The 22462-nt window shown below is 69.8% G+C and carries 22 protein-coding genes and 1 pseudogene; 13 read left to right on the forward strand and 10 right to left on the reverse strand.

Going from position 1 to position 22462, the window contains the following annotated elements; translation table 11 throughout:
* The first annotated feature begins 17 nt into the window (after positions 1-17).
* A complete protein-coding gene (locus ACZ7L9_RS20000; protein WP_471416481.1) occupies positions 18-1142 on the forward strand; it encodes a multicopper oxidase domain-containing protein in 1125 nt (374 codons plus the stop codon).
* 5 nt (positions 1143-1147) lie between these two features.
* Here the strand turns inward: ACZ7L9_RS20000 and ACZ7L9_RS20005 are convergent, their stop codons facing one another.
* Positions 1148-3361, reverse strand: coding sequence for a DEAD/DEAH box helicase (locus ACZ7L9_RS20005; RefSeq protein ID WP_471416484.1), 2214 nt, complete (start codon positions 3359-3361; stop codon positions 1148-1150).
* A 464-nt stretch (positions 3362-3825) separates the two neighbouring features.
* Here ACZ7L9_RS20005 and ACZ7L9_RS20010 point away from each other — a divergent pair, with 464 nt between their 5' ends.
* From ACZ7L9_RS20010 to ACZ7L9_RS20020, 3 genes are all read left to right on the forward strand, one after another.
* Complete coding sequence (locus ACZ7L9_RS20010; protein WP_471416486.1) at positions 3826-4626, forward strand: VOC family protein; 801 nt, start codon at positions 3826-3828, stop codon at positions 4624-4626.
* A 73-nt stretch (positions 4627-4699) separates the two neighbouring features.
* Positions 4700-4954 (forward strand): WhiB family transcriptional regulator, encoded by a 255-nt coding sequence (locus tag ACZ7L9_RS20015; protein WP_471416488.1) that lies wholly within the window; start codon positions 4700-4702, stop codon positions 4952-4954.
* Positions 4955-5033: 79 nt separating this feature from the next.
* Positions 5034-5534 (forward strand): tetratricopeptide repeat protein, encoded by a 501-nt coding sequence (locus tag ACZ7L9_RS20020; RefSeq protein WP_471416490.1) that lies wholly within the window; start codon positions 5034-5036, stop codon positions 5532-5534.
* Positions 5535-5621: 87 nt separating this feature from the next.
* Here ACZ7L9_RS20020 and ACZ7L9_RS20025 read toward each other — a convergent pair whose 3' ends face one another.
* The 4 genes from ACZ7L9_RS20025 to ACZ7L9_RS20040 all read right to left on the reverse strand — a co-directional run bounded on the left by ACZ7L9_RS20025 (position 5622) and on the right by ACZ7L9_RS20040 (position 10343).
* Entirely contained in the window at positions 5622-6596 is a 975-nt protein-coding gene (locus ACZ7L9_RS20025; RefSeq protein ID WP_471416492.1) for an acyl-ACP desaturase, read from the reverse strand.
* Positions 6597-6832: 236 nt separating this feature from the next.
* Positions 6833-9124 (reverse strand): ATP-binding cassette domain-containing protein, encoded by a 2292-nt coding sequence (locus tag ACZ7L9_RS20030; protein ID WP_471416494.1) that lies wholly within the window; start codon positions 9122-9124, stop codon positions 6833-6835.
* A gap of 163 nt (positions 9125-9287) precedes the next feature.
* Positions 9288-9479, reverse strand: coding sequence for a hypothetical protein (locus ACZ7L9_RS20035; protein WP_471416496.1), 192 nt, complete (start codon positions 9477-9479; stop codon positions 9288-9290).
* 12 nt (positions 9480-9491) lie between these two features.
* The gene (locus tag ACZ7L9_RS20040) at positions 9492-10343 is read right to left on the reverse strand and encodes a helix-turn-helix domain-containing protein (RefSeq protein ID WP_471416498.1); all 852 of its coding nucleotides are present in this window, start codon (positions 10341-10343) and stop codon (positions 9492-9494) included.
* 219 nt (positions 10344-10562) lie between these two features.
* On the opposite strand from ACZ7L9_RS20040, the gene ACZ7L9_RS20045 reads away from it, so the two are divergent.
* Positions 10563-10967 (forward strand): ATP-binding protein, encoded by a 405-nt coding sequence (locus tag ACZ7L9_RS20045; protein ID WP_471416500.1) that lies wholly within the window; start codon positions 10563-10565, stop codon positions 10965-10967.
* Positions 10968-11076: 109 nt separating this feature from the next.
* On the opposite strand, the gene ssgD is transcribed toward ACZ7L9_RS20045, so the two are convergent.
* Positions 11077-11493 (reverse strand): spore wall synthesis regulator SsgD, encoded by a 417-nt coding sequence (gene ssgD / locus ACZ7L9_RS20050; protein WP_471416502.1) that lies wholly within the window; start codon positions 11491-11493, stop codon positions 11077-11079.
* A 525-nt stretch (positions 11494-12018) separates the two neighbouring features.
* Positions 12019-12426: a DUF2795 domain-containing protein gene (locus ACZ7L9_RS20055; protein WP_471416504.1), complete on the reverse strand. Its 408-nt coding sequence runs from the start codon at positions 12424-12426 to the stop codon at positions 12019-12021.
* Between the two features lie 242 nt (positions 12427-12668).
* Here ACZ7L9_RS20055 and ACZ7L9_RS20060 point away from each other — a divergent pair, with 242 nt between their 5' ends.
* Positions 12669-13109 carry a hypothetical protein gene (locus ACZ7L9_RS20060; RefSeq protein ID WP_471416505.1) on the forward strand — a complete coding sequence of 147 codons (441 nt, stop codon included), beginning with the start codon at positions 12669-12671 and terminating at the stop codon, positions 13107-13109.
* 89 nt (positions 13110-13198) lie between these two features.
* On the opposite strand, the gene ACZ7L9_RS20065 is transcribed toward ACZ7L9_RS20060, so the two are convergent.
* Complete coding sequence (locus ACZ7L9_RS20065) at positions 13199-13504, reverse strand: YciI family protein (RefSeq protein ID WP_471416507.1); 306 nt, start codon at positions 13502-13504, stop codon at positions 13199-13201.
* Positions 13505-13648: 144 nt separating this feature from the next.
* Here ACZ7L9_RS20065 and ACZ7L9_RS20070 point away from each other — a divergent pair, with 144 nt between their 5' ends.
* A complete protein-coding gene (locus tag ACZ7L9_RS20070) occupies positions 13649-14326 on the forward strand; it encodes an endonuclease V (protein WP_471416510.1) in 678 nt (225 codons plus the stop codon).
* Positions 14327-14387: 61 nt separating this feature from the next.
* Positions 14388-14531 (forward strand): morphogenic membrane protein MmpA, encoded by a 144-nt coding sequence (gene mmpA / locus ACZ7L9_RS20075; RefSeq protein ID WP_389988997.1) that lies wholly within the window; start codon positions 14388-14390, stop codon positions 14529-14531.
* 177 nt (positions 14532-14708) lie between these two features.
* On the opposite strand, the gene ACZ7L9_RS20080 is transcribed toward mmpA, so the two are convergent.
* Positions 14709-15899 (reverse strand): saccharopine dehydrogenase family protein, encoded by a 1191-nt coding sequence (locus ACZ7L9_RS20080; protein ID WP_471416512.1) that lies wholly within the window; start codon positions 15897-15899, stop codon positions 14709-14711.
* 202 nt (positions 15900-16101) lie between these two features.
* On the opposite strand from ACZ7L9_RS20080, the gene ACZ7L9_RS20085 reads away from it, so the two are divergent.
* The 4 genes and pseudogenes from ACZ7L9_RS20085 (at position 16102) to ACZ7L9_RS20100 (ending at position 20986) form a co-directional block, all read left to right on the forward strand.
* Entirely contained in the window at positions 16102-17244 is a 1143-nt protein-coding gene (locus ACZ7L9_RS20085; RefSeq protein WP_471416514.1) for a CaiB/BaiF CoA transferase family protein, read from the forward strand.
* 5 nt (positions 17245-17249) lie between these two features.
* A pseudogene (locus tag ACZ7L9_RS20090) lies at positions 17250-17510 on the forward strand (acyl-CoA dehydrogenase family protein); the annotation flags it as partial.
* A gap of 36 nt (positions 17511-17546) precedes the next feature.
* A complete protein-coding gene (locus tag ACZ7L9_RS20095) occupies positions 17547-18761 on the forward strand; it encodes an acetyl-CoA C-acetyltransferase (protein ID WP_471416516.1) in 1215 nt (404 codons plus the stop codon).
* Positions 18762-18790: 29 nt separating this feature from the next.
* Entirely contained in the window at positions 18791-20986 is a 2196-nt protein-coding gene (locus tag ACZ7L9_RS20100) for a 3-hydroxyacyl-CoA dehydrogenase NAD-binding domain-containing protein (RefSeq protein ID WP_471416519.1), read from the forward strand.
* A 21-nt stretch (positions 20987-21007) separates the two neighbouring features.
* On the opposite strand, the gene ACZ7L9_RS20105 is transcribed toward ACZ7L9_RS20100, so the two are convergent.
* Positions 21008-21739 (reverse strand): MerR family transcriptional regulator, encoded by a 732-nt coding sequence (locus ACZ7L9_RS20105; RefSeq protein ID WP_471416521.1) that lies wholly within the window; start codon positions 21737-21739, stop codon positions 21008-21010.
* A gap of 148 nt (positions 21740-21887) precedes the next feature.
* Between ACZ7L9_RS20105 and ACZ7L9_RS20110 the strand changes: the two genes are divergently transcribed.
* On the forward strand, positions 21888-22364 hold the full coding sequence (locus ACZ7L9_RS20110) for a macro domain-containing protein (RefSeq protein ID WP_471416523.1): 477 nt from the start codon (positions 21888-21890) through the stop codon (positions 22362-22364).
* Positions 22365-22462 lie beyond the last annotated feature (98 nt).

Below are 22462 nucleotides of genomic sequence, written 5' to 3' on the forward strand. Positions count from 1 at the left end.
GCAGTGGGGAGTTCGTCATGGACAGAAGGAGCTTCAACCGGCGGTTCCTGGTGGGCGGCGGGGTGGCGGCCGCGACCGGGGTGACATCGTTGTCCCTCGGTGCGATCGAGGCCAGCTCGGCGGAGCCTCCACCGAAGACCGCCCCGGCGGGGGGCGTCGTCCGCCATCTCAAGCTGTATGCGGAGAAGCTGGCGGACGGTCAGATGGGATACGGCCTGGAGAAGGGCAAGGCATCGATCCCGGGTCCCCTCATCGAGATCAATGAGGGCGACACCCTCCACATCGAGTTCGAGAACACGATGGATGTGCCGGTCAGCCTGCACCCGCACGGCGTCGACTACGACATCGCGAGCGACGGCACCCGGATGAACAAGAGCATCGTCGAGCCGGGTGACACCCGCACCTACACCTGGCGCACCCATGCGGCGGGCCGCCGCAGGGACGGCACCTGGCAGCCGGGCAGCGCGGGTTACTGGCACTACCACGACCATGTCGTGGGTACGGATCACGGCACCAGCGGCATCCGGAAGGGCCTTTACGGTCCGTTGATCGTCCGTCGCAAGGGCGACCTCCTGCCGGACAAGACGATCACGATCGTCTTCAACGACGTGACGATCAACAACAAGGCGGCCCATGAGGCCCCCGACTTCCAGGCCACGGTGGGGGACCGGCTCGAAGTGGTCATGATCACGCACGGCGAGTACTACCACACGTTCCACATCCACGGTCATCGCTGGGCGGACAACCGGACCGGGCTGCTCACCGGCCCGGAGGACCCCAGCCGCGTCATCGACACCAAGATCGTCGGCCCGGCGGACTCCTTCGGCTTCCAGGTCATCGCGGGCGAACACGTGGGAGCGGGTGCCTGGATGTACCACTGCCATGTGCAGAGTCACTCCGACATGGGCATGGCCGGGCTGCTCCTGGTCGCCAAGGCCGACGGCACCGTGCCGGGCTACGACCCGCACGCCAAGACGAACCACGACACGCCCGCCCCGGGCAAGACGACTTCGGGCGACACCGCGCCCGGTAAGACGGCTCCGGACAAGCCGGCTCCGGACAAGACAGCTCCGGGCGGGACCGCTTCCGGCCATGCGGCGAAGAGCACGGCCGCCCACGACCCGGCGGCGCACGGGTCCTGACCAGGTCAGTTCTCCGAAACCGTCGCGGCCGCTCCGGCCGCTCCCGTGGCGAGGCGCAGTTGTTCCTCCTCGACGATGCGTCGGGCGAGAGCGCCGTCCGACACATCCACGGCGTCCGGCGTCGTCTCGGCGACGGCGCTGCGCCGTGCGTACAGGTCGAACAGCCGCTCCTTGCGGGCCAGGATGCCGAGCATCCGCTCGTCGACGCTGTCGGCCGCGAGAAGCCGGTGCACCTGGACGGTCCGTATCTGACCCATCCGATGGGCGCGGGCCACCGCCTGATGCTCCATCGTCGGCTTGATCTGCGGTTCGCAGATGATGACGACGGAGGCGGCCTGCATGTTCAGTCCGACACCGCCGGCCTGGATCTGGCTCAACAGGACCGCATGGCCGTCGACGGCACCGAACCCGTCGATCAACTGCTGGCGCCGGGCGGCCGGAAGACCCCCCGAGAGCGGACCGAACACCCCCGGCCCCAGGGCCTGTTCGACCGTGCGGAGCACCTCGCGGAAGTACGAGAACACGACGACCTTGACGCCGTTCTCCGCAGCCTCGGCGACCAGCTCGCGCAGCCGGTTGAGCTTCGCGGACGTGGCGGGCCGGGCGTATGCGGCCCGGCGCATCCGCATGAACTCCCCGGCGCCCACCGCCTCGCGGTAGGCGTCGAGATCGGCCGCGCTGAACTCCTCCCACTCGTCGACCTGCACCAGCGCCGGGAGTTCGGTCAGCACGTCCTCCTGATTGCGCCGCAGATAGGCCGGGGCGACGGCCCTGCGGAACGCGTGCGATCCGGCGGCGCCGTGAGTGGTGTGGATCGACGGGGCCAGTTCGGGCTGAAGGTGGCGGACGAGGCTGCGGAACTCCTCGACCCGGTTCTCCATCGGCGTGCCGGTCAGGAACAGCACCCGCTCGGTGCGTTGCGTCCAGCCGGACACCGCCCGGGAGCGGCGGGTCTCGGGGTTCTTGACGTAGTGGGCCTCGTCGACGACCAGCATGCCGGGCCTCATGCTGCAGTCCCGGGCGGCCGGCAGGGTGTGCAGGGCATCGAACGTGGTGAGCGCGACCCCGCCGCTCTCGCGCCACTCTGCGAAGGCGCCCTGCCGCTCGGGGCCGTGCACCGGCAGCGCGCGCAGGGTGGAGCGGGCGCGGACCTCGCGCGCCCAGTTGATCAGCACGCTCGCCGGGCAGACCACCAGGAAGTGCGTCTCCCCCCGCGCCGCGAGGTGCGCGAGCGCGGCGATGGCCTGGACGGTCTTGCCGAGCCCCATCTCGTCACCGAGGATCACCCGCTTCTGGGCGAGCGCGAACCGGGCGCCGAACGACTGGTAACCGCGCAGGGAGACGCGCAGATGGGCGTCGTCCAGCCGCAGGCCGCGCACCCGGTCCGCGATCCCGGACGGAAGGAACCCCTCGGCGGCGTCCCGGTCGGGGCCGGTGCCCGACATCTCGGCGAGCAGGCTGTAGTACTCGGCGGACCGCAGCTCGAAGTCGACCCACGCCGCGACGTCCGAATCCGGGGCCCGCAGCAGATCGACGGACACCTGACCGAACAGCAGCGGAAGCTCGCGCGCGGCCGCCTCGGCGACCGCGGCCCGTACCGAGACGACGGCCTCCAGCGCCTGGGCACGGGCCCGGCGCCCGGTGAACCACATGCGCAGCCGCCTCCGCGCCGGTCCCGCCGCGGCCAGCAACGGATCGAGACGCCCGACGAGCCGGCCCGCCGCATCCACCGCCCGCCGGACGTCGGGACCGGCCTCGACCAGCCGGTGCAGGGCGGTGACCAGCGCGGTCGTGGAGTCGTCCGGGGTGTCCACGTCTATCCGGACCGCGACCGTGTCCCGTACCGCGTGGGCGATCTGACCGGCCGCGGCCAGCGCCTGATCGGCCGTCTGCGCGCCGACACCGGGGATCTGGCGGAGCTCGTAACGGTTCGCCGCATGAACCTGGCCGACGGTCGTGAAGCCGGCCTGCTCGACCGCGCCCAGCCGCAGTCGGCCCTCGGTGACGTCCTTGAGCCTGGAGACCGGGATGGCCGACAGTTCGCGACGGATGAGTGAGTCGAGCAGCGGCGTCAGCGCGGTGTGCACGGCATCTACGGCGCGGGCGTGATCGGTCAACACCGCGCGCGCCATGTCCAGCAGCCGCTCGGCCTGCGCCAGCAACTCTCGGGCGGCTCTCCCCGTGGGCGCCCCGGCCTCCGTCGGTCCGGCCTCTGTCATGTACGTCCCTCTGTCCGCGCAGCCCGGCTGCCGTCCTGCCGGGCACCTGCCCCGGGCGATTCATATCGTGCCACGCGGCGCCGACAGAGCCTTCGGCTCAGGCGTGGTGGTCGGCCTTCCGCCGGGGAGAGCAGCAGCACCTCCAGGGCCCGCGCGCAGGAGCGGGCCTGCGACACAGGAGCCGCTCGGTGCGCGCGTGCGTGATCACGGACGGCGTGGCCCGGACCGCGAGGGCGAAGCACGCGTACCCGGCGCCGTCCAGGACCGGGACCGCCAGGGTCCGCACCCCGTACGCCGGTTCGCCGTCGTGGGTGAACGGCTGACGGGCGGTGGCCGAAGCTCCGTACGATTCGCCGTCCGCGTGCCGGCCGTGGGCTGCGGTTGCCAGTGGCCGGTGTGAGACTCGGAACGTCAGGAATGACGTGTCGGCACCGCGAGAACGGGCCTCGTCGAAGGAGCTCGCCATGCTCACCACCCGTTTTGTCACCGGAGCGCCCAACTGGATCGATCTGGGCACTCCCGACCTCGACGGGGCCATCGCCTTCTACACCGGCCTCTTCGGCTGGGAGTTCCTGGCCGGGGGCCCGGAGACCGGCGGATATGGCATGTTCACGCTGGGTGGGAGGACGGCCGGCGGCGCGATGAAGGTCACCGAGGAGCAGGCGAAGCCGTCCTGGTCGGTGTACTTCCGGTCACCGGATGCCGATGCCACGGCGCAGGCGGTCGAGCAGGCCGGCGGCAGCGTTCGGTTCGCCCCGAGAGATGTTCTGGACTTCGGCAGGACGGCCGGTTTCAAGGACCGGGCCGGGGCGTTCTTCGGTGTCTGGCAGCCGAAGGAGAATCCGGGCCTCGGTGTCGTGGGCGTCGCGGGCTCCCTGTGCTGGGCCGAGCTGTACACCCCTGACGTCCCGGCGGCTGCCGCGTTCTACGGCGCCGTGTTCGGATGGGAGACCGCGCTGGCACCGTTCCCTGGAGGCGGCGGGTCCTATACGGTGATCCGGACCGAGGGCGGCGGGCAGGAGACGAGTTTCGGCGGCCTGGTGCCGCTCAACGCCGTTGCGACACGAGCGGTGGCCGGACCGCACTGGCTGCCGTACTTCGAGGTCGATGACTGCGACGCCGCCGTCGCGGACGTGGAGCGACTGGGCGGCAAACTGACGCTGGAGCCGCTGGAGATGGAAGGCGTGGGCACGTTCGCCGACGTCGCCGATCAGGACGGCGCGGAATTCGCCGTGATCAAGAGTGCGCCGACGCCGGCAGGCTGACCGGAAGCCACCGGCGCGCCGCATTGATGAAGCGTTGATCAGTCGTTTATCGCGACGGGGCATGGTGAGTTCCATGCTGATCAACACCGCGGCCGACCCCGCGCTCGCCTGGCAGGAGACGGCGCTGTGCGCGCAGGCGGGGCCCGAGTTCTTCTTTCCTGCTCCCGGCAGTTCCACACGCGAGGCCAAGCTGCTCTGCAACGCCTGTGAGGGGCGCGAGGCGTGCCTGGAGTACGCCCTCGCCAACGACGAGCGCTTCGGCGTATGGGGCGGCCTCTCCGAGAAGGAGCGGGAGCGGCTGCGCAGAACGGGTCGCGACCGGGCCTGAACCCGCCCCGACCGGGGCACCGGCCGCATCCACTCGTGCGGGCCGCCGGTCCCCGGAGCCGGACTGGGAAGATTGCCGCATGAACGATCACGACAGGGCCGCTCTGCTCGCGACGGCCGTGCGCCTGCGCACCGAAGGACGTGCCGAAGAAGCCCGACAGCGACTGCTCACCCTTTGCGCAGCCTTCCCCACGGACGCCGAAGTGGCCTACCAGACCGCCTGGGTCCGTGATGTGCTCGGTCTGGAAGCGGAGGCCGTGCCGTTCTACGAACGCTGTCTGGACGGCACCGGGCTGTCGGAGGAGGACCGCCGGGGCGCGCTGCTCGGTCTCGGGAGTACGCATCGGGTGCTCGGACACCATGAGAGAGCCGTCGAGGTACTGCGCGGCGGGGCCGAGGAATTCCCCGACGACGGGGCGTTGCGGACGTTCCTCGCCATGGCCCTCTTCAACATCGGCGAGCATCACGAATCCAGCCGGCTGCTGCTGGAACTGCTCGCCGCCACCAGCGAGGACCCACGCGTGCGCCAGTACCGACGCGCTATCGAGCATTACGCGCAGGACCTGCACGCGACGATGTGAGCCGGGCGCGGGCGCCCGGCCCCGGCCGCTGGACAGGGTGGGCCGATCCGTGGCCCGTCCAGCGGCCGAGGAGCGCCGGACGGGGCGTCAGGCCCCGGCGCGCGCGGCCATCCGTGCCTTGCGGGCAGCGAGCTTCTCGTCGAACTTCGTCGCTTCGCTGTTCAGGCCACCCATGTACAGGCCCAGCTCCTCCTGCGCCCGCAGCCCCTCGGGGCCCAGGCCGTCGATGCTGAGGACCTTCAGGTAGCGAAGCACCGGCTGGATCACGTCGTCGTGATGGATGCGCATGTTGTAGACCTCGCCGATCGCCATCTGCGCGGCGGCCCGCTCGAAGCCCGGCATGCCGTGACCGGGCATCCGGAAGTTGACGACGACGTCACGCACGGCCTGCATGGTCGGATCCGGCGCGAGTTCGAAGGCTGCGCCGAGGAGGTTGCGGTAGAAGACCATGTGCAGGTTCTCGTCGGTCGCGATCCGCGCCAGCATGCGGTCGCAGACCGGGTCGCCCGACTGATGGCCGGTGTTGCGGTGCGAGACACGGGTGGCCAGCTCCTGGAAGGCGACGTACGCCACGGAGTGCAGCATCGAGTGACGGTTGTCGGACTCGAAGCCCTCCGCCATGTGCGCCATCCGGAACTGCTCCAGCTTGTCCGGGTCGACGGCACGCGAGGTGAGCAGATAGTCGCGCATCACGATGCCGTGCCGGCCTTCTTCAGCGGTCCAGCGGTGCACCCAGGTGCCCCAGGCACCGTCACGGCCGAAGAGGGAGGCGATCTCGTGGTGGTAACTGGGGAGATTGTCCTCGGTCAGCAGATTCACGACCAGCGCGACCTTGCCGATGTCGGTGACCTTGGACTGGTCGGCCCGCCAGGCTTCACCGTCCTCGAAGACGCCCGGGAAGTTCCGCCCGTCGGAGAACGGCACGTACTCGTGGGGCATCCAGTCCTTGGCGACCTTGAGATGGCGGTTGAGCTCCTTCTCCACCACCTCTTCCAGGGCATAGAGCAGCTGGGCGTCGGTCCACGCCTGGGGGCTGCCGAGGTGGGGAGCGGTGATCGTCACGGGGACTCCTGGGGACGGGAGAAGTACCTACGGGAACGTAGGTTACGAGACCGTAGGTTAAAGCGGCGGTAAGGCCACCGCCAAGCCGGTCCCCGCGATGCCCGATTACGTAACGTTATGTACGCAGGCCGTGAGGGGCACAGGCCCTCACTCCGCCCGGCTCTGGGGCGCGCCGAACCTCCCCCGGATGCACCGATAGTGGGTCGTGCCGGGCCGGTGGACCCGGGAGGGCGCTCTCACCTGCCGTCGCCCGGGTGCTCCAGCCCCAGGTCCCGACGCAGGTATTCGGCCGTGAACGAGGTGCGATGAGCGAGCAGTGCCGTCGGGGTTCCCTCGAAGACCAGCTCGCCGCCGTTCCTGCCGCCCTCCGGGCCGAGGTCGATCACCCAGTCCGCGCGCTTGAGCACATCGAGGTTGTGCTCCACGCAGATCACGCTGTTGCCGGCGTCGACCAGCCGGTCCAGCAGCTCGACGAGCGTGCCGGTGTCCGCCATGTGCAGTCCGGTCGTCGGCTCGTCCAGGACGTAGACACTGCCCGTGCGGTGGAGCCGGGTGGCGAGCTTGATGCGCTGGCGCTCACCGCCGGAGAGCGTGCTGAGCGGTTGCCCCAGCGTCAGATAGGTCAGGCCGACGTCGTCGAGCGTGCGCAGCTTCCGCGACAACGCCCGGTCGTCGAAGAGCTCGGCCGCCCGCGCGGCCGTCATCTCCAGTACATCGACGATGGACGCGCCACCGACCCGGTGCTTCAGCACGTCGTCGTGGAAGCGCCGCCCCTCGCACACCTGGCAGGTGGTGGTCACCGGGTCCATGAAGGCGAGATCCGTGCAGATGATGCCGCGCCCCGAGCAATGCTGGCACGCCCCGGAGGAGTTGAAGCTGAACAGACCCGGATCGACGCCGTTCTCCCTGGCGAAGATCTTGCGGATGGAGTCCAGCGCGCCGAGGTACGAGGCCGGGGTGGAGCGGGACGACGCGGTGATCGCGCCCTGGTCGATGACCACCGCGTCCGGGTACGCCGCCGTGAAGACATGGGAGACCAGCGTCGACTTGCCGGATCCCGCGACCCCCGTCACGACTGTCAGCACACCCTCGGGGAACGCCACGTCCACCCCTTTGAGGTTGTGCAGGGCGGCGCCCGTCACCGGCAGCCGCCCGGTGGGCGTGCGAACGGTCTCCTTCATCGGCATCCGACGGCGCAGGCACCGGCCGGTGAGGGTGTCCGCCTCGCGCAACCGGTCCACCGGGCCTTCGAACACGACGTGTCCGCCGTCGCTGCCCGCTCCCGGCCCCATGTCGACGATGTGGTCCGCGACGGCCATCACGTCAGGGTCGTGCTCGACGACGACGACGGTGTTGCCCCGGTCGCGCAGCCGTACCAGGAGATCGTTCAGCCTGCCGACATCGCGCGGATGCAGGCCCACGCTCGGCTCGTCGAGGATGAACGTCAGCCCGGTCAGCGAGCTGCCCAGGTGCCGGACCATCTTGAGCCGCTGTCCCTCCCCGCCCGACAGGGTGGTGGTCTCCCGGTCCAGGCTGAGATAGCCGAGGCCGATGCCCACCAGACGCTCCAGTCGTTCGCGTGCGGCCGAGGCGATCGGACCGGCCGCCGGATCGTCGATCCCGGCCAGGACCGCCACCAGATCGGCCACCTCCATCCGTCCGTAGTCGGCCACGGTGAGCCCGTCGATACGGGTGGCGAGTGCCGCCGCGTTCAGCCGCGTGCCACCGCAGGACGCACACACCGACTCCGTGGTGAAACGCCGGGCGGCCTCGCGCCGCCGCTCGGAGAGCGCCTCGGTGTCCCGCTTCAGATAGAGCCGGGTGAACCGCTCGGCGACCCCCTCGAACCGCATGTCGGCCGATGACGATTTCAGCTGCAGCCGTACGGTGAATCCTCCTCCGTACAGCAGGAGCCGGAGCTCTTCCGCGGTGAAGTCCGCGAGCGGCTTGTCGTTGTCGAAGCGCCCCGAGCCCGCGTACAGCTGCCATTCCCAGCTGCCCACCGAGAGCCCCGGCAGCAGCAGCGCGCCCCCGTTGAGCGACTTCGTGAGGTCGATCGCCCGGTCGACGTCGAGACGGACCGTGCGCCCCACACCGTCGCACTCCGGGCACATTCCCGCGGGGTCGTTGAAGGAGTACGCGGTCGCCGGGCCCGCACTCGGTGTCCCGTATCGCGAGAACAGCACCCGGATCACCGACCAGATGTCGGTCATCGTGCCGACGGTGGAGCGGACGTTGCCGCCGATCGGCTTCTGGTCGACGACGACTGCCACGGAGAGGTCGTCGATGGAATCGGCATGGGGTCGCTCGTACTTCGGCAGCCTGTTCCGGATGAACCAGGTGAATGTCTCGTTCAGCTGTCGCCGCGACTCCACGGCGATGGTGTCGAAGACGATCGACGACTTGCCCGACCCGGAGACTCCGGTGAAGACGGTGATCCGCTCCTTGGGGACGGTGAGGGAGACATCGCGCAGATTGTTCGCGCGTGCTCCGGTGATGACGATGCTCCGGTCCTGTTTCCGATCCATGCGCCCGAAGCTAACGGCGATACCGGACAGCTTCTGTCTGGATTTTCCTGGCGGGCGGGATCTTCTCCAGGACCGGACGCGCCGGTCCCCGCCGGCGGCGCGCTCGGAGTCGTCGGCCTACTCGGAGCGAACGCGTGCGGGGACGCGGGGCGCGGCGGGGCGGTCAGAGCAGGTGGTCGGCCGCGCCGGACTTCACCGCGGAGATCAGCGCCCGCAGTGCCTCCATGGAGTCACTGACGTAGGCGCCGGTGTCCGTGGTGGAGCCGATGTACGCCTTGCCCTGGTCGTCGACTCCGAAGCGGAAGCAGTTGGCGCCCTCGCTGCAGAATGCTTCGTCCCAGCAGATATCGGTCATGGTGTCTCCCCTTCAGAGCTCCTGAGCTATGGATCGGATGAAGTGGCGCGATTCCTCGACCGGCAGAGCGAGCGTGCGCAGCCGCTCCAACAGGCCACGGTATCGGCGCAGTTGCATATCGGAGTCCAGCAACATCGAACCGTGCGAGGAATCGAGCTGCACGGTGTCGAGCTGGGGCACCGTGGCGCCCACATAGGTGAACGACTGTCCGGCGCCCGGGAAGCCGCCGGCGGCGAACGGGATCACCCGAACCGTGATCCGGTCCCGCTCCGACTGGTCGACGATGTGGTCCAGTTGGGCCCTCGTCACCTTGGGGCCGCCGAACTGCATGCGCAGAGCGGCCTCGTGGATCACCGATTCGTACAGCGGCGGCCGGTCCCGTTTCAACACCTCCTGGCGGCGCAGTCGCAGGGAGAGCCGGGCGGTCAGATCGGGTCCGGGCAGCTGCGGATCGACTGTGTCGAAAACCGCCCGCGCGTGCTCCTCGGTCTGCAGCAGGCCAGGGATGTGCGTCGTGGTCGCGGTTATCAACTCCACTGCATGGTGCTCCAGTTCGGCGATGTCGAGGAGTCCCGGAAACAGGAGTCCGCGATGCTCCTCCCACCACCCCCTGGCCCGCTCCTGTGCCATCTCGGCGAGCAGATCGACCAGGCCGGTGTCCGGGCAGCCGTAGTTGAACGCCAGGGTGCGGACCCGCTCGGCGCTGATGCCGAACCGGCCCGACTCGATGTTCGGGATGCGGGTGCGGTCGACGCCCAGTAGTGCGGCTGCCTGCTGCGCCGACATCCCGGACTGCTCGCGCAACTTGCGCAGTTCGTGCCCGAGACGCTGCTGCCGGGCGGTCGGGGTGCTCCTGGGTGGCACGGCAAATTCCTTCCGAGGGCGAGAGGTGAACGAAATGACCGGAACCACACCAGTAGTAGCACTGTGCTCCAGTGTGCGCTACGGTCGGTAGCGCAAGTTTCACACGGGGCGACCATGCCCGGTGTGATCGTTACCGCAATTACCGGAAGTGTGAGCAACTTGATGAAGGGCGCACCGCGTTGTCTCCCGGCTCTCGCAACAGCCGGGCTCCACCCTCCGGTGGCGGGCAACCTCAGCTATTCGTTCGCGCTGCCGGGCGGCGCCTTCTGTGCCGGCCTCGCGCGCAGGGTCGTGGGGGAACTCCTCGCCCGGCACGACCTCGCTGAACTCCGTGAACCCGCCGTCCTCGCGGCCTCCGAACTGGTCGCGGCCGCCTGCCGGTTCACTCCGGACCGGGAAATGCTGCTGCGAATCCACTGGCAGTTCGACGCGCTGCGCATCATTCTCTACGACCAGCACCCGTCCCACGGCTCGGCCGAGAAGTCCGAGGTATGCCGTGAACGCCGCAGCGAGAGCATGTGGTTGCTGGCAGCCGCGGTCGATTCGCACGGCGGGGACTGGGGGCTGGTCCCCGCGCTGACTTCCTCCGGCGGCTGCAAGACCTGGGCATTACTCCACCGATGACCCGTGCACCGATCCTCCCCGACGCTCACACGTCCGGACATCCCTCCCCGGCGGTGATGCCACGCGGCCGTGATGCCGCCACGAAGAACGCCCCCTGCCGGACGCCGGGTCAGCAGGTCCCGCCGAGCAGATCGGTCAGGCTCCGGTCGAGATCCAGGAACCGGTGCTCGTCGCCGGCCGGTACAAGCTCCTGCGTCCGCTCCAGGAAACGGCGCAGCTCGGCGGTGCGGACATGCACCATCGCGATTCCCTCGGTGGCGTGGAACTCCAGGACCGTACGGTCGTATCCGAACGGCCTGATGCGTACGTCGCCGACACCGGCGGCTCCGTCCACTCCCGCCGCGAGCAGCTCGCGGGCGAACTCCCAGGACACATCGGTGCCCTCCAGGGTCGCCGTCGCCGGGAACGCCATGCGCACGGCGAACGGATCCTTCCGGTCGTACATCAGGGTGGCAGGAAGGGTCTCCATCCGCGGAGCGGATGCGACCATGCGGGCTTGCACGGACTGCTCGATAACGGTGGACAAGACCTGCTCCCTTTCACGACCAGATGAACGGTCCCCGGCACTGATGGAGACGACGGAATTCCCTCATCCGTGCACCGGTTGGTGGCGTGAGTTGTATCACCGCACGCCACCGAACCGGTGCACCCTGGTCGGAGCACAACGCCTGGCTTCCAGCGCCGTGTAGGCGGCGCGACGGGGCAGAGCCTGCCGGGAGGGCTAGGCCCTTTCCTGTCGATCTTCGCGGGCCCGGTACGCCTGGCACGGCACCTTGCCGCGTTGCCGGAGTCGCCCGAGTACGTCCAGTACGAGGACGATCCTCCGCCTTGCGATGCACCGCACCGGACGCCCCGGGCTGATCCACGAAGATCGACAGGACAGGACTTAGAGGAGCTCACAAAATGGGAGTCCGATCAGCTCGCGGCGTCTGGTGCGTGCGATCGCAAGGCGCTGGAAGGTCCTTGTAGCGGAGCTACTAGGGCGTTTCGGCAACGCAGCGAGCGTGCGTGCCAGGCGTCGCGAGCCGGACGCCCATTTTGTGAGCTCCTCTTAGACGCGTGGCCGGTACCCCAGCGCTCTGGCGATCTCTCCGGCGTTCGCATACCGGTCGTCCGCGGGAAGTTCTCGTACCGCGTCCACCAGCGTGTCCGGAGCGTACGCCCCGGAGAGGGCCCGCACGAGGGACGTGCGGTCCGCAGGGAAGGCCGTGCGGCTCAGGCGACGCGCGAGCTCGGCTCTGAGTTCCTCGGCCGCGGCCTCGGCGCGCGCCCGTTCCCGTTCTTCACCGGGGGGCGGGACGGGGCCGCCCGGGTCCACGCGCACGTCGTCGTCGGCGGGGGGCTCGGGGTCGTAGGCCTCGCTCGTGCGGGTGGTGTGGCCGGACCGCAGGAAGCCCAGCAGTTCGTGCTTTCGCTGGTCGTCCTCATGGGGGCTGACACGGCTGCTTCCTCGCTCCATGGTGGGAACACCTCCTTGTCGGGCGGGTGCGCACCCGCCCGGAGCTGCCGCGGGAGCCCCATGCGCCGACGCGCGACCGGGAACCCTGCCGCATCTCTTCGTAGGGCCGCTCAACGAATACGGCAGATATCCATCGAAACCCGAACTGATACGTCTGTCCAGCGGCGAAGACCCGGACTGCGCAGGTATTCCCGGAGGCGGACTCCGCCGAGACCCGGGACAGTTGCAGCAGGGATCCAACGGTGAACGTAGGAGGAATCCGCACCGGGTGGCTGCCTCAGGAGCACCGCGACATCGAGGGAGAGGGCATGGCGCGGGTGGTAGTGCAGGGCACCGATATCGTCGTGCGCCTGACCTGGCGCGAGAAGGTGGCGGCACGCCACCGCAATGTGCGGGTTCCGGTGTCGGCGCTGCGCCGACTGTATGTCGAGCCCGACTGGTGGCGGGCGCTTCGCGGTGGGTGCGGTCGGGGCACCTGGATTCCCGCACGGCTGTGCGCGGGTATCCGCCCCCTTCAGGAGGGACAGGACTTCGCGTGGGTACGGGCCGGCAGGCCGGTCCTGTGCGTGGAACTGCGCAGGAGTGCACCGTTCAGCCGACTGGCGATATCCGTCCCCGACCCCGAGGAGGCGATGCGAGCGCTGCTGCCGCTGGTCCCTCGCGATCGTCTGGGACGAACATGAGCGGGTGAGCGGACGTTGCTGACCGGACCGCTGGGTGGCGGCGCCCGGATCCCGGTAGCCGATCGAGGGGCGGGCGGCCCGGCTAATCGCTATCGCTGCCCGGGCAACTGCTGGCGGTACGGGGCGAGTTCGTCCGAGGTCTTCGTCGCGATGAACTCCGTGATCCGGTACGCGCACACGCCCTGCTCCGTGAACGGATCCTGCGCGACGATCCGCTCGATCCGCGCGCGGTCGTCCGCGACGGCAAGGATCACACCGCCGTCGCGCGGATTCTTGCGGCCCGACGCGATGAACATCCCGGCCGCGTACTGCGCGTCCAGCCAGGCGACATGGTCCTGCAGCAGCGCGTCGACGCGCTCGACGGGGGCGGTGTAGGTCAATTCGAGTACGAACATGATCGCCAGGCTACGGGATGAGAGCCGGCCGGCCCCGGACAGTATCCGGCAGGCCCGCCGCCGTGCCGCCGACCGCAACCGCTACCGCAAGCGTCACCGCCGCACAGTCGGCCGTCGTCCCCGTTGCCTAGACTTGACGGCACTATGACAACGCTCCAGATGCCTGCCGACGAGGCCGAAGCCAGAGCCGTTCAGGATGCCTTGCGCTCGCGAGTGGTGCTCGACGAACCCGGCCCGCCGCCCGGCGCCGGCCGGGTCACCGGGGTCGATGTCGCCTACGACGAAGAGCGCGATGTCGTCGTGGCGGCAGCCGTCGTCCTGGACGAGGCGACGTTCGACGTGGTCGCCGAGACCACCGCCGTCGGCCGGATCAGCTTCCCGTACGTCCCCGGCCTCCTCGCCTTCCGGGAGATCCCGACCGTGCTGGCCGCGCTGGAGTCGCTGCCGGTCGACCCGGGACTGGTGATCTGTGACGGATACGGCTTGGCGCACCCGCGCCGCTTCGGTCTCGCCAGCCACCTCGGAGTGCTCACCGGACTCCCGGTGATCGGCGTCGCCAAGAACCCGTTCACCTTCTCGTACGAGCAACCGGGCCCCCGCCGGGGCGACTGGTCGCCCCTGCTGGACGGCGAGGAGGAGGTGGGCCGGTCACTGCGTACCCAGGATGGCGTCAAGCCGGTCTTCGTCTCCGTCGGACACCGGACCGGCCTGGACAACGCCTGCGCCCACACCCTGCTGCTGGCCCGCGATTTTCGTCAGCCGGAGACCACCCGAAGGGCCGACGCACTCTGCCGCCGGGCGCTGCGGGAAGCGACCGCCTGAGCGATCACCTGAGTATGCATACGGATGACGCCTGCCGATCATGACGGGCAGACTGGCACGCATGAACGAACACCGAACATCCACTCGACCTGGAACCGTCTATCTCGCCCAGCGCCGGGTCGCGGTGGGAATGACGCTCGGCATTCTCGCCGGAGCGGCCTGGGTCGTCTCGATGATCTGCACGCTGGTGGCCTGGGCGCTCTGACCCGCCGGGGCCACTCCGACCCGAGAGCGTGCGCCGCCCCGCTGCCGACGCTACTTGTGCCGGTCACGGCCCTGGCCCCGTCCGGCGGCAACCCTTGCCAAGCAGATCCTGGCGCGGAAGCAGATCACCCCGGCCACCATCCACCCGGGCGTCCGAACGCCCGGCGGCCCCGTCCGCTCAGCGCGTCGCCGCGACCCGGAAGCGCAGTCCCGCCGCGCGCAGCCGCTCCAGGAGCGCGTCACCCATCGCGACGGCCGTGGTGACCTGCCCCGATGCCGCCGGCAGCTCGTCCAGGGCGAGGCAGAGCGCGGACTCGGCCAGCATCTTCGCCGTTTCGTCGTAACCGGGGTCGCCGCCCGACACCTCGGTGAAGACCCGTCTCCCGCCGCCCTCGCCGACGAATCGCACGGTGAACCAGCTGCGCCCCCGGCGCTCCGCGTCCGGGCCCTCGCCCGGCTCGTACCGGTCCATCAGCCAGGACCGCGCGGCCGGAACCTGCGCCACACCCAGAAGAGCGCCCATGGCGGCCGTACCGCCCAGTGCCACGGGCAGATGCCGGACCGAGGCGAAGTGGCGGTAGCGGAAGTCGGGGCCGTACCGGGCGAGCGCCCGCGCCGAACGCTCGACGATCCGCGGGTCCAGCGTGGGCAGCGGCAGCGCCCAGGCCCCCGTCTCCGTGCTGAAATGCGGGGCGCCGAGCGGCACGCGGGCGCGGCGGGCAACCAGACGGGGCTCATGCAGGCCGCGTTCCCGCGCGGCGCGCAGCATCTGAGGGCCGCGGCCCATCGCGGTGAGCGCGGAGGCGAACGTACCGCCGGAGAAGACGGCGTTGCTGCGGACGAAGCCGTCGATGCGCAGCGGCACGTCCGGCGGCAGCTGCCGGACGGTGAAGTACACCCCGAGGTCGTGCGGTACGGAGTCGAATCCGCAGGCGTGCACGAGCCGCGCCCCGGTCTCGCGGGCCCGCGCGTCGTGCTCCAGATACATCCAGTCCACGAACTCCGCCTCGCCGGTGAGGTCCGCGTAGTCCGTCCCGGTCTCGGCGCAGGCCGCGACCAGCTGCTCGCCGTGCCAGACGTAGGGGCCCACCGTCGTCGCCACCACATGGGCCGATTCGGCGAGTTCGCGCAGCGCGTGCGCGTCGTCGGCGTCGGCGCGCAGCAGCGGGAGATCCGCGCAGCGTGGGTCGATCGCGGTGAGGCGTTCGCGCAGCTGTTCCAGTTTGGCCCGGTTGCGTCCGGCCACGGCCCAGTGGCAGCCGGCGGGCGCGTGGGCGGCGAGATATTCGGCGGTGAGTGCGCCCACGAAGCCGGTGGCGCCGAAGAGCACCACGTCATAGGGGCGTTGTGCCCCGTTCTGCCTGTTCACGAGTGCCTCCGCAGGGGCCGGCGCCGATACAGCAGGCAGAGGTTAGCGGAGGGGTTCGTGGCGGTGTGCGGCCGGGCGGCGATCGTGGGGGAGGATCCCGGAGGAAGTCCTAAGCGCTTGCTCGGCCGAAGAGGTTGCGGAGCGCGGTACGTTCTTAGCATCATCACTGTTACATCAGTTGTGTCATACCGCTGGGGGCTTGATGGCAACGACAGAGCACGGTCCGCTGGCAGGCGTGCGCGTGGTCGAACTGGCAGGCATCGGACCCGGCCCGTTCGCCGCGATGCTCCTCGCGGACCTCGGCGCCGATGTCGTCAGGGTCGACCGGCCCGGCGGCTCGGGGCTAGGCATCGACCCCGCGTACGACCTCACCAACCGCAACAAACGTTCTGTGCTCATCGACCTCAAGGCCGAGGACGGGGTCGCCCAGGTGCTCGATCTGGCCGAGCGCGCCGACATCCTCATCGAGGGCTACCGGCCGGGCGTCGCGGAACGCCTCGGTGTAGGCCCCGAGGCCGCGCTGGCCCGTAACCCGCGGCTCGTCTACGGGCGGATGACCGGCTGGGGGCAGGACGGACCGCTCGCCGAACGAGCCGGTCACGACATCGCCTACATCGCCCTCACCGGCACCCTTTCCATGATCGGCAAGCCCGGGGAGCCGCCCACCGTCCCGGCCAATCTGGTCGGCGACTACGCGGGCGGCTCGCTCTATCTCGTCGTCGGCGTCCTCGCCGCCCTCCAGTACGCCCGCACCCCCGGCGGCCGGGGTCAGGTCGTGGACGCGGCGATCGTCGACGGCGCCGCCCACCTCGCCACGATGATCCACGGAATGCTGGCGGCGGGCGGCTGGCAGGACCGGCGCGGCTCCAACCTCCTGGACGGCGGCTGCCCGTTCTACGGTTCGTACGAGACCGCCGACGGCCAGTACATGGCGGTCGGCCCGCTGGAGCAGCGGTTCTACGACGAGTTCAGCGCGCTCCTCGGTATCGGGGAAGAAGCCCCGGACCGGCGGGACATCACCCGCTGGGAGGAGTTGCGCACGCTCGTCGCCGACCGCTTCAGGACCCGTACGCGCGCGGAATGGACCGAGGTGTTCGAGGGCACGGACGCCTGCGTGGCCCCCGTCCTCTCGCTCCGTGAGGCGCCTCGCCATCCGCACATCGCATCCCGCTCCACCTTCGTCGAGCACGGCGGACTCACCCAGCCCGCCCCCGCACCCCGCTTCTCCGCCACCCCCGTCTCCATGCGCAGCGGGCCCGCGCGGCCCGGCGCGGACACCGAGGCCGTCGCCGCCGACTGGGACGTACCCGGCATCACGAGGACCCGGAAGGACGCCACGGGCTGATGGGACTCACCCGCACCTTCATCGACCGCTGCGTCGTCGACCACTCCGACGGAACGCTCGACGCCGTGTACGCCTCGATGGCCAAGTGGTGGGCGACCGAACCGCAGAAGCACGTCGCCGACCGGTGCCTCCAAGTCCGCGGCGGATACGGATACATGGCGAAATGTCCGGTCGCCAAGGCGTTCACCGACGGCCGTATCCAGACCATCTACGGCGGCACGACCGAGATCATGAAGGAGATCACCGGCCGCTCGCTGCTCGCCTGACCCTCTGACGCACAACCACCCCGAAAGGCTGCTGACTTGAGTACCGAAGCGTTCGTCTACGACGCGATCCGCACCCCGCGCGGCCGCGGCAAGGCCAATGGCGCCCTGCACGGCACCAAGCCGATCGACCTCGTCGTCGGCCTCATCCACGAAATCCGCAGCCGCTTCCCCGGCCTGGACCCGGCAGCCATCGACGACATCGTCCTCGGCGTGGTCAGCCCGCTCGGCGACCAGGGATCCGACATCGCCCGGATCGCCGCCATCGCCGCCGGCCTCCCCGACTCCGTCGCGGGCGTCCAGGAGAACCGCTTCTGCGCCTCGGGCCTGGAGGCCGTCAACCTGGCCGCCGCCAAGGTCCGTTCGGGCTGGGAGGACCTGATCCTCGCGGGCGGCGTCGAGTCGATGTCCCGCGTCCCGATGGGCTCCGACGGTGGTGCCTGGGCGATGGACCCGATGACCAACTTCGACACCGGCTTCGCCCCGCAGGGCGTCGGCGCCGACCTCATCGCCACCATCGAGGGCTTCTCCCGCCGCGACGTCGACGAATTCGCCGCGCTCTCCCAGGAACGCGCCGCCGAAGCGTGGAAGGACGGCCGTTTCGCGCGCTCCGTCGTCCCCGTCAAGGACCGTAACGGCCTCGTCGTCCTCGACCACGACGAGCACATGCGGCCCGGCACCACCGCCGACTCGCTCGCCGCGCTCAAGCCGTCCTTCGCCACGATCGGCGAAATGGGCGGCTTCGACGCCGTCGCGCTGCAGAAGTACCACTGGGTCGAGAAGATCGACCATGTCCACCACGCGGGCAACTCCTCCGGCATCGTCGACGGCGCCGCGCTCGTCGCGATCGGCAACAAGCAGACCGGCGAGCGGTACGGACTCACGCCGCGCGCCCGCATCGTCTCCGCCGCCGTCTCCGGCTCCGAGCCCACCATCATGCTGACCGGCCCCGCGCCCGCCACCCGCAAGGCCCTCGCCAAGGCCGGGCTGACCATCGACGACATCGACCTCGTCGAGATCAACGAGGCATTCGCCGGTGTCGTGCTGCGCTTCGCGAGGGACATGGGGCTCTCCCTCGACAAGATCAACGTCAACGGCGGCGCGATCGCGCTCGGTCACCCGCTCGGCGCCACCGGTGCGATGATCCTCGGCACCCTCATCGACGAACTGGAACGGCGCGACAAGCGGTACGGCCTCGCCACCCTCTGCGTCGGCGGCGGCATGGGCATCGCCACCGTCATCGAGCGTCTCTGACCGCCCCTCGCCTACGGAGAAGAAGAGCAATGACCGAGAGCACGACCATCCGCTGGGAACAGGACGAGACCGGCGTCGTCACCCTCGTACTCGACGACCCCGACCAGTCCGCCAACACGATGAACCAGGCCTTCAAGGAGTCCATCGCGGCCATCGCCGACCGCGCCGAGGCCGAGAAGGACTCCATCCGCGGCATCATCTACACCTCCGCCAAGAAGACCTTCTTCGCGGGCGGCGACCTCAAGGACATGATCAGGGTCGGTCCCGAGAACGCCCAGCAGGCCTTCGACACCGGCACCGCCATCAAGAACTCGCTGCGCCGCATCGAGACCCTCGGCAAGCCCGTCGTCGCCGCCATCAACGGAGCGGCGCTCGGCGGCGGTTACGAGATCGCCCTCGCCTCGCACCACCGCGTCGCCCTCGACGCACCGGGCTCCCGGATCGGCCTGCCCGAGGTCACCCTCGGTCTGCTGCCCGCGGGCGGCGGCGTCACCCGCACCGTACGCCTCATGGGCATCGCCGACGCGCTGCTGAAGGTTCTCCTCCAGGGCACCCAGTACACCCCGCGGCGGGCCCTGGAGAACGGCCTGGTCCACGAGGTCGCCGCCACCAGGCAGGAGATGCTCGACAAGGCCCGCGCCTTCATCGACGCCAACCCGGAGTCCCAGCAACCCTGGGACGTCAAGGGGTACAGGATCCCTGGCGGTACCCCGTCCAACCCGAAGTTCGCCGCGAATCTGCCCGCCTTCCCGGCCAATCTGAAGAAGCAGATCGCGGGCGCCCCGATGCCCGCGCCCCGCAACATCCTGGCCGCCGCCGTCGAGGGCTCGCAGGTCGACTTCGAGACCGCGCTGACCATCGAGGCCCGCTACTTCACCGAACTGGTCACCGGCCAGGTCGCGAAGAACATGATCCAGGCGTTCTTCTTCGACCTCCAGGCCGTCAACTCCGGCGCCGGCCGCCCCAAGGGCATCGAGGAGCGCCAGGTCCGCAAGGTCGCCGTGCTCGGAGCCGGGATGATGGGCGCGGGCATCGCGTACTCCTGCGCCCGCGCCGGCATCGAGGTCGTCCTCAAGGACATCTCCGCCGAGGCCGCGGCCAAGGGCAAGGCGTACAGCGAGAGGCTTCTCGACAAGGCGCTCTCCCGGGGACGTACCACCGAGGCCGAGCGCGACGAACTGCTGGCCCGCATCATCCCGACCGGCGACCCGGCCGACCTGGCGGGCTGCGACGCCGTCATCGAGGCCGTCTTCGAGGACACCGCGCTCAAGCACAAGGTGTTCCAGGAGATCCAGGACATCATCGAGCCGGACGCGCTGCTCTGCTCGAACACCTCGACCCTGCCCATCACGGTCCTTGCCGAGGGCGTCTCGCGTCCCGTCGACTTCATCGGGCTGCACTTCTTCTCGCCCGTGGACAAGATGCCGCTCGTCGAGATCATCAAGGGCGAGAAGACCGGTGACGAGGCCCTGGCCCGCGCCTTCGACCTGGTTCGCCGGATCAAGAAGACCCCGATCGTCGTCAACGACTCCCGCGGCTTCTTCACCTCGCGTGTCATCGGCCAGTTCATCAACGAGGGCGTCGCCATGGTCGGCGAGGGCATCGAGCCCGCATCGATCGAGCAGGCCGCGGCACAGTCCGGCTACCCGGCCAAGGTGCTCTCCCTGATGGACGAGCTGACCCTCACCCTGCCCCGCAAGATCCGCAACGAGACCAGGCGCGCCGTGGAGGCGGCCGGCGGCACCTGGGCCGAACACCCGGCTGACGCGGTCATCGACCGGATGGTCGACGAGTTCGGCCGCCCGGGACGCAGCGGCGGCGCGGGCTTCTACGAGTACGACGAGGCCGGCAGGCGCACCCGACTCTGGCCGGGACTGCGCGAGCATTTCGGGGGTTCCGGGGGCCGCCCCCCGGGTGAGCCGGACACCGGCATCCCCTTCACCGACATGAAGGAGCGGATGCTGTTCTCCGAGGCGCTGGACAGCGTCCGCTGCCTGGAGGAGAACGTCCTGGTCTCCGTGGCCGACGCCAACATCGGCTCCATCATGGGCATCGGCTTCCCGCCGTGGACCGGCGGCGTGCTCCAGTACATCAACGGGTACGAGGGCGGCCTGCCCGGCTTCGTCGCCCGCGCCCGGGAGCTCGCCGAGCGCTACGGCGACCGGTTCCTGCCGCCCGCGCTGCTCGTGGAGAAGGCCGAGAAGGGCGAGACCTTCCACGACTGACAGCAGCCCCGCGGGCCGCGTTCACTCCGCCGTGAACGCGGCCCGCAGCTCCTCCTTCAACGACCGCTGGAACGCGGTCACCAGCGCCTGGAGCACCATCGGCTGCATATGGGCCGACAGCGACTTCATCGCCGCCACACGCTCCGGGTCCGACTCCCGTTCCCGGTACGGACTCCACACCTCGTCCCGGAACAGCCGGGTCAGCTCCTGCGCGGCCGACCGGGAGTGCTCCAGCAGAACCGTGCGCGCTGCCAGAATCGTCTCGTGCGCGATCGGTACGCCGAGCAGTTCGACCCCGAGCCGCAACAGCCCCGGGTCCACCCGGTAACTGCCGTCGACCGGCTCCGCGCGCTCCAGCACGCCCATCGCGGCCAGCCGCGCCATGTCCTGCTCGGTCAGCGCCCGGCCCGCACGCCGCTCCAGTTCCGCCCGCGTCGCGTCCTCCGCCGCATCGGGCGCCCAGGACGCCACCAGCGCCCGGTGGATCGCCAGGTCGTGGGCGCTCAGGTCCGGCGGCAGCTGCTCCAGATAGCGTTCGATCGCGGCCAGCGTCATGCCCTGGTGCTGAAGCTCCTCGATGAGCGCGAGCCGGGACAGATGCTCATGCCCGTAGTGCCCGACACGACGCGGGCCGATCACCGGCGGCGGCAGCAGACCCCGGGTGCTGTAGAAACGCACGGTGCGTACGGTGACACCGGCGCGCGCCGCCAGCTCGTCGACGGTGAGCGTCGGGTCCTCGGTCCCGGTCGACATGTCTGCTCCTCGCGTTCCGACCCAGCGGTGAACCGCCGCATCTGCATCATTCAGGTGCACCAGTATTGCTGTCTCACCAATGCTGTGAAAGCTCCCGGGAGCATCCTGGCGCGGTCCCGATGTCAGTGGTGGCTCCTACGCTGGTGTCATGTCGGAGATCACGTACGTACGGGGCGACGCGACCACCCCGCAGGGCAAGGGCGTCAGGCTCATCGCGCATGTCTGCAACGACCTGGGCGGCTGGGGCAAGGGCTTCGTCCTGGCCGTCTCGCGTCGCTGGCCCGAACCGGAGAAGGCCTACCGCCGATGGCACCGGGAAAGAGCGGGCAACGACTTCGGCCTCGGCGCGGCTCAGTTCGTCCAGGTGAGTCCGCACCTCTGGGTGGCGAACATGGTGGGCCAGCGAGGGATTCGTACGGGCAGCAAGGGGGTTCCGGTGCGCTACGAGGCGATCGACACGGCCCTGGGTGCCGTGGCCGACCGGGCCGTCGAGCTGGGGTCTTCGGTCCATATGCCGCGGATCGGCTGCGGACTGGCGGGCGGCACCTGGTCCGGAATCGAGCCACTGATAGCAAAGCGGCTGCTGAGCCGGGGCATAGCGGTGACGGTGTACGACTACGACTAGGACCAATGCCGTTCGGTTAGGGGTTCGACTGGCGGCGCAACTCTCGGCGTTTCGGCTGGTGATACGGGTGCAGCCCTTGTAGTGGTTCTCGGGTCCGC

It is taken from the genome of Streptomyces sp. NPDC111516, assembly GCF_055635345.1.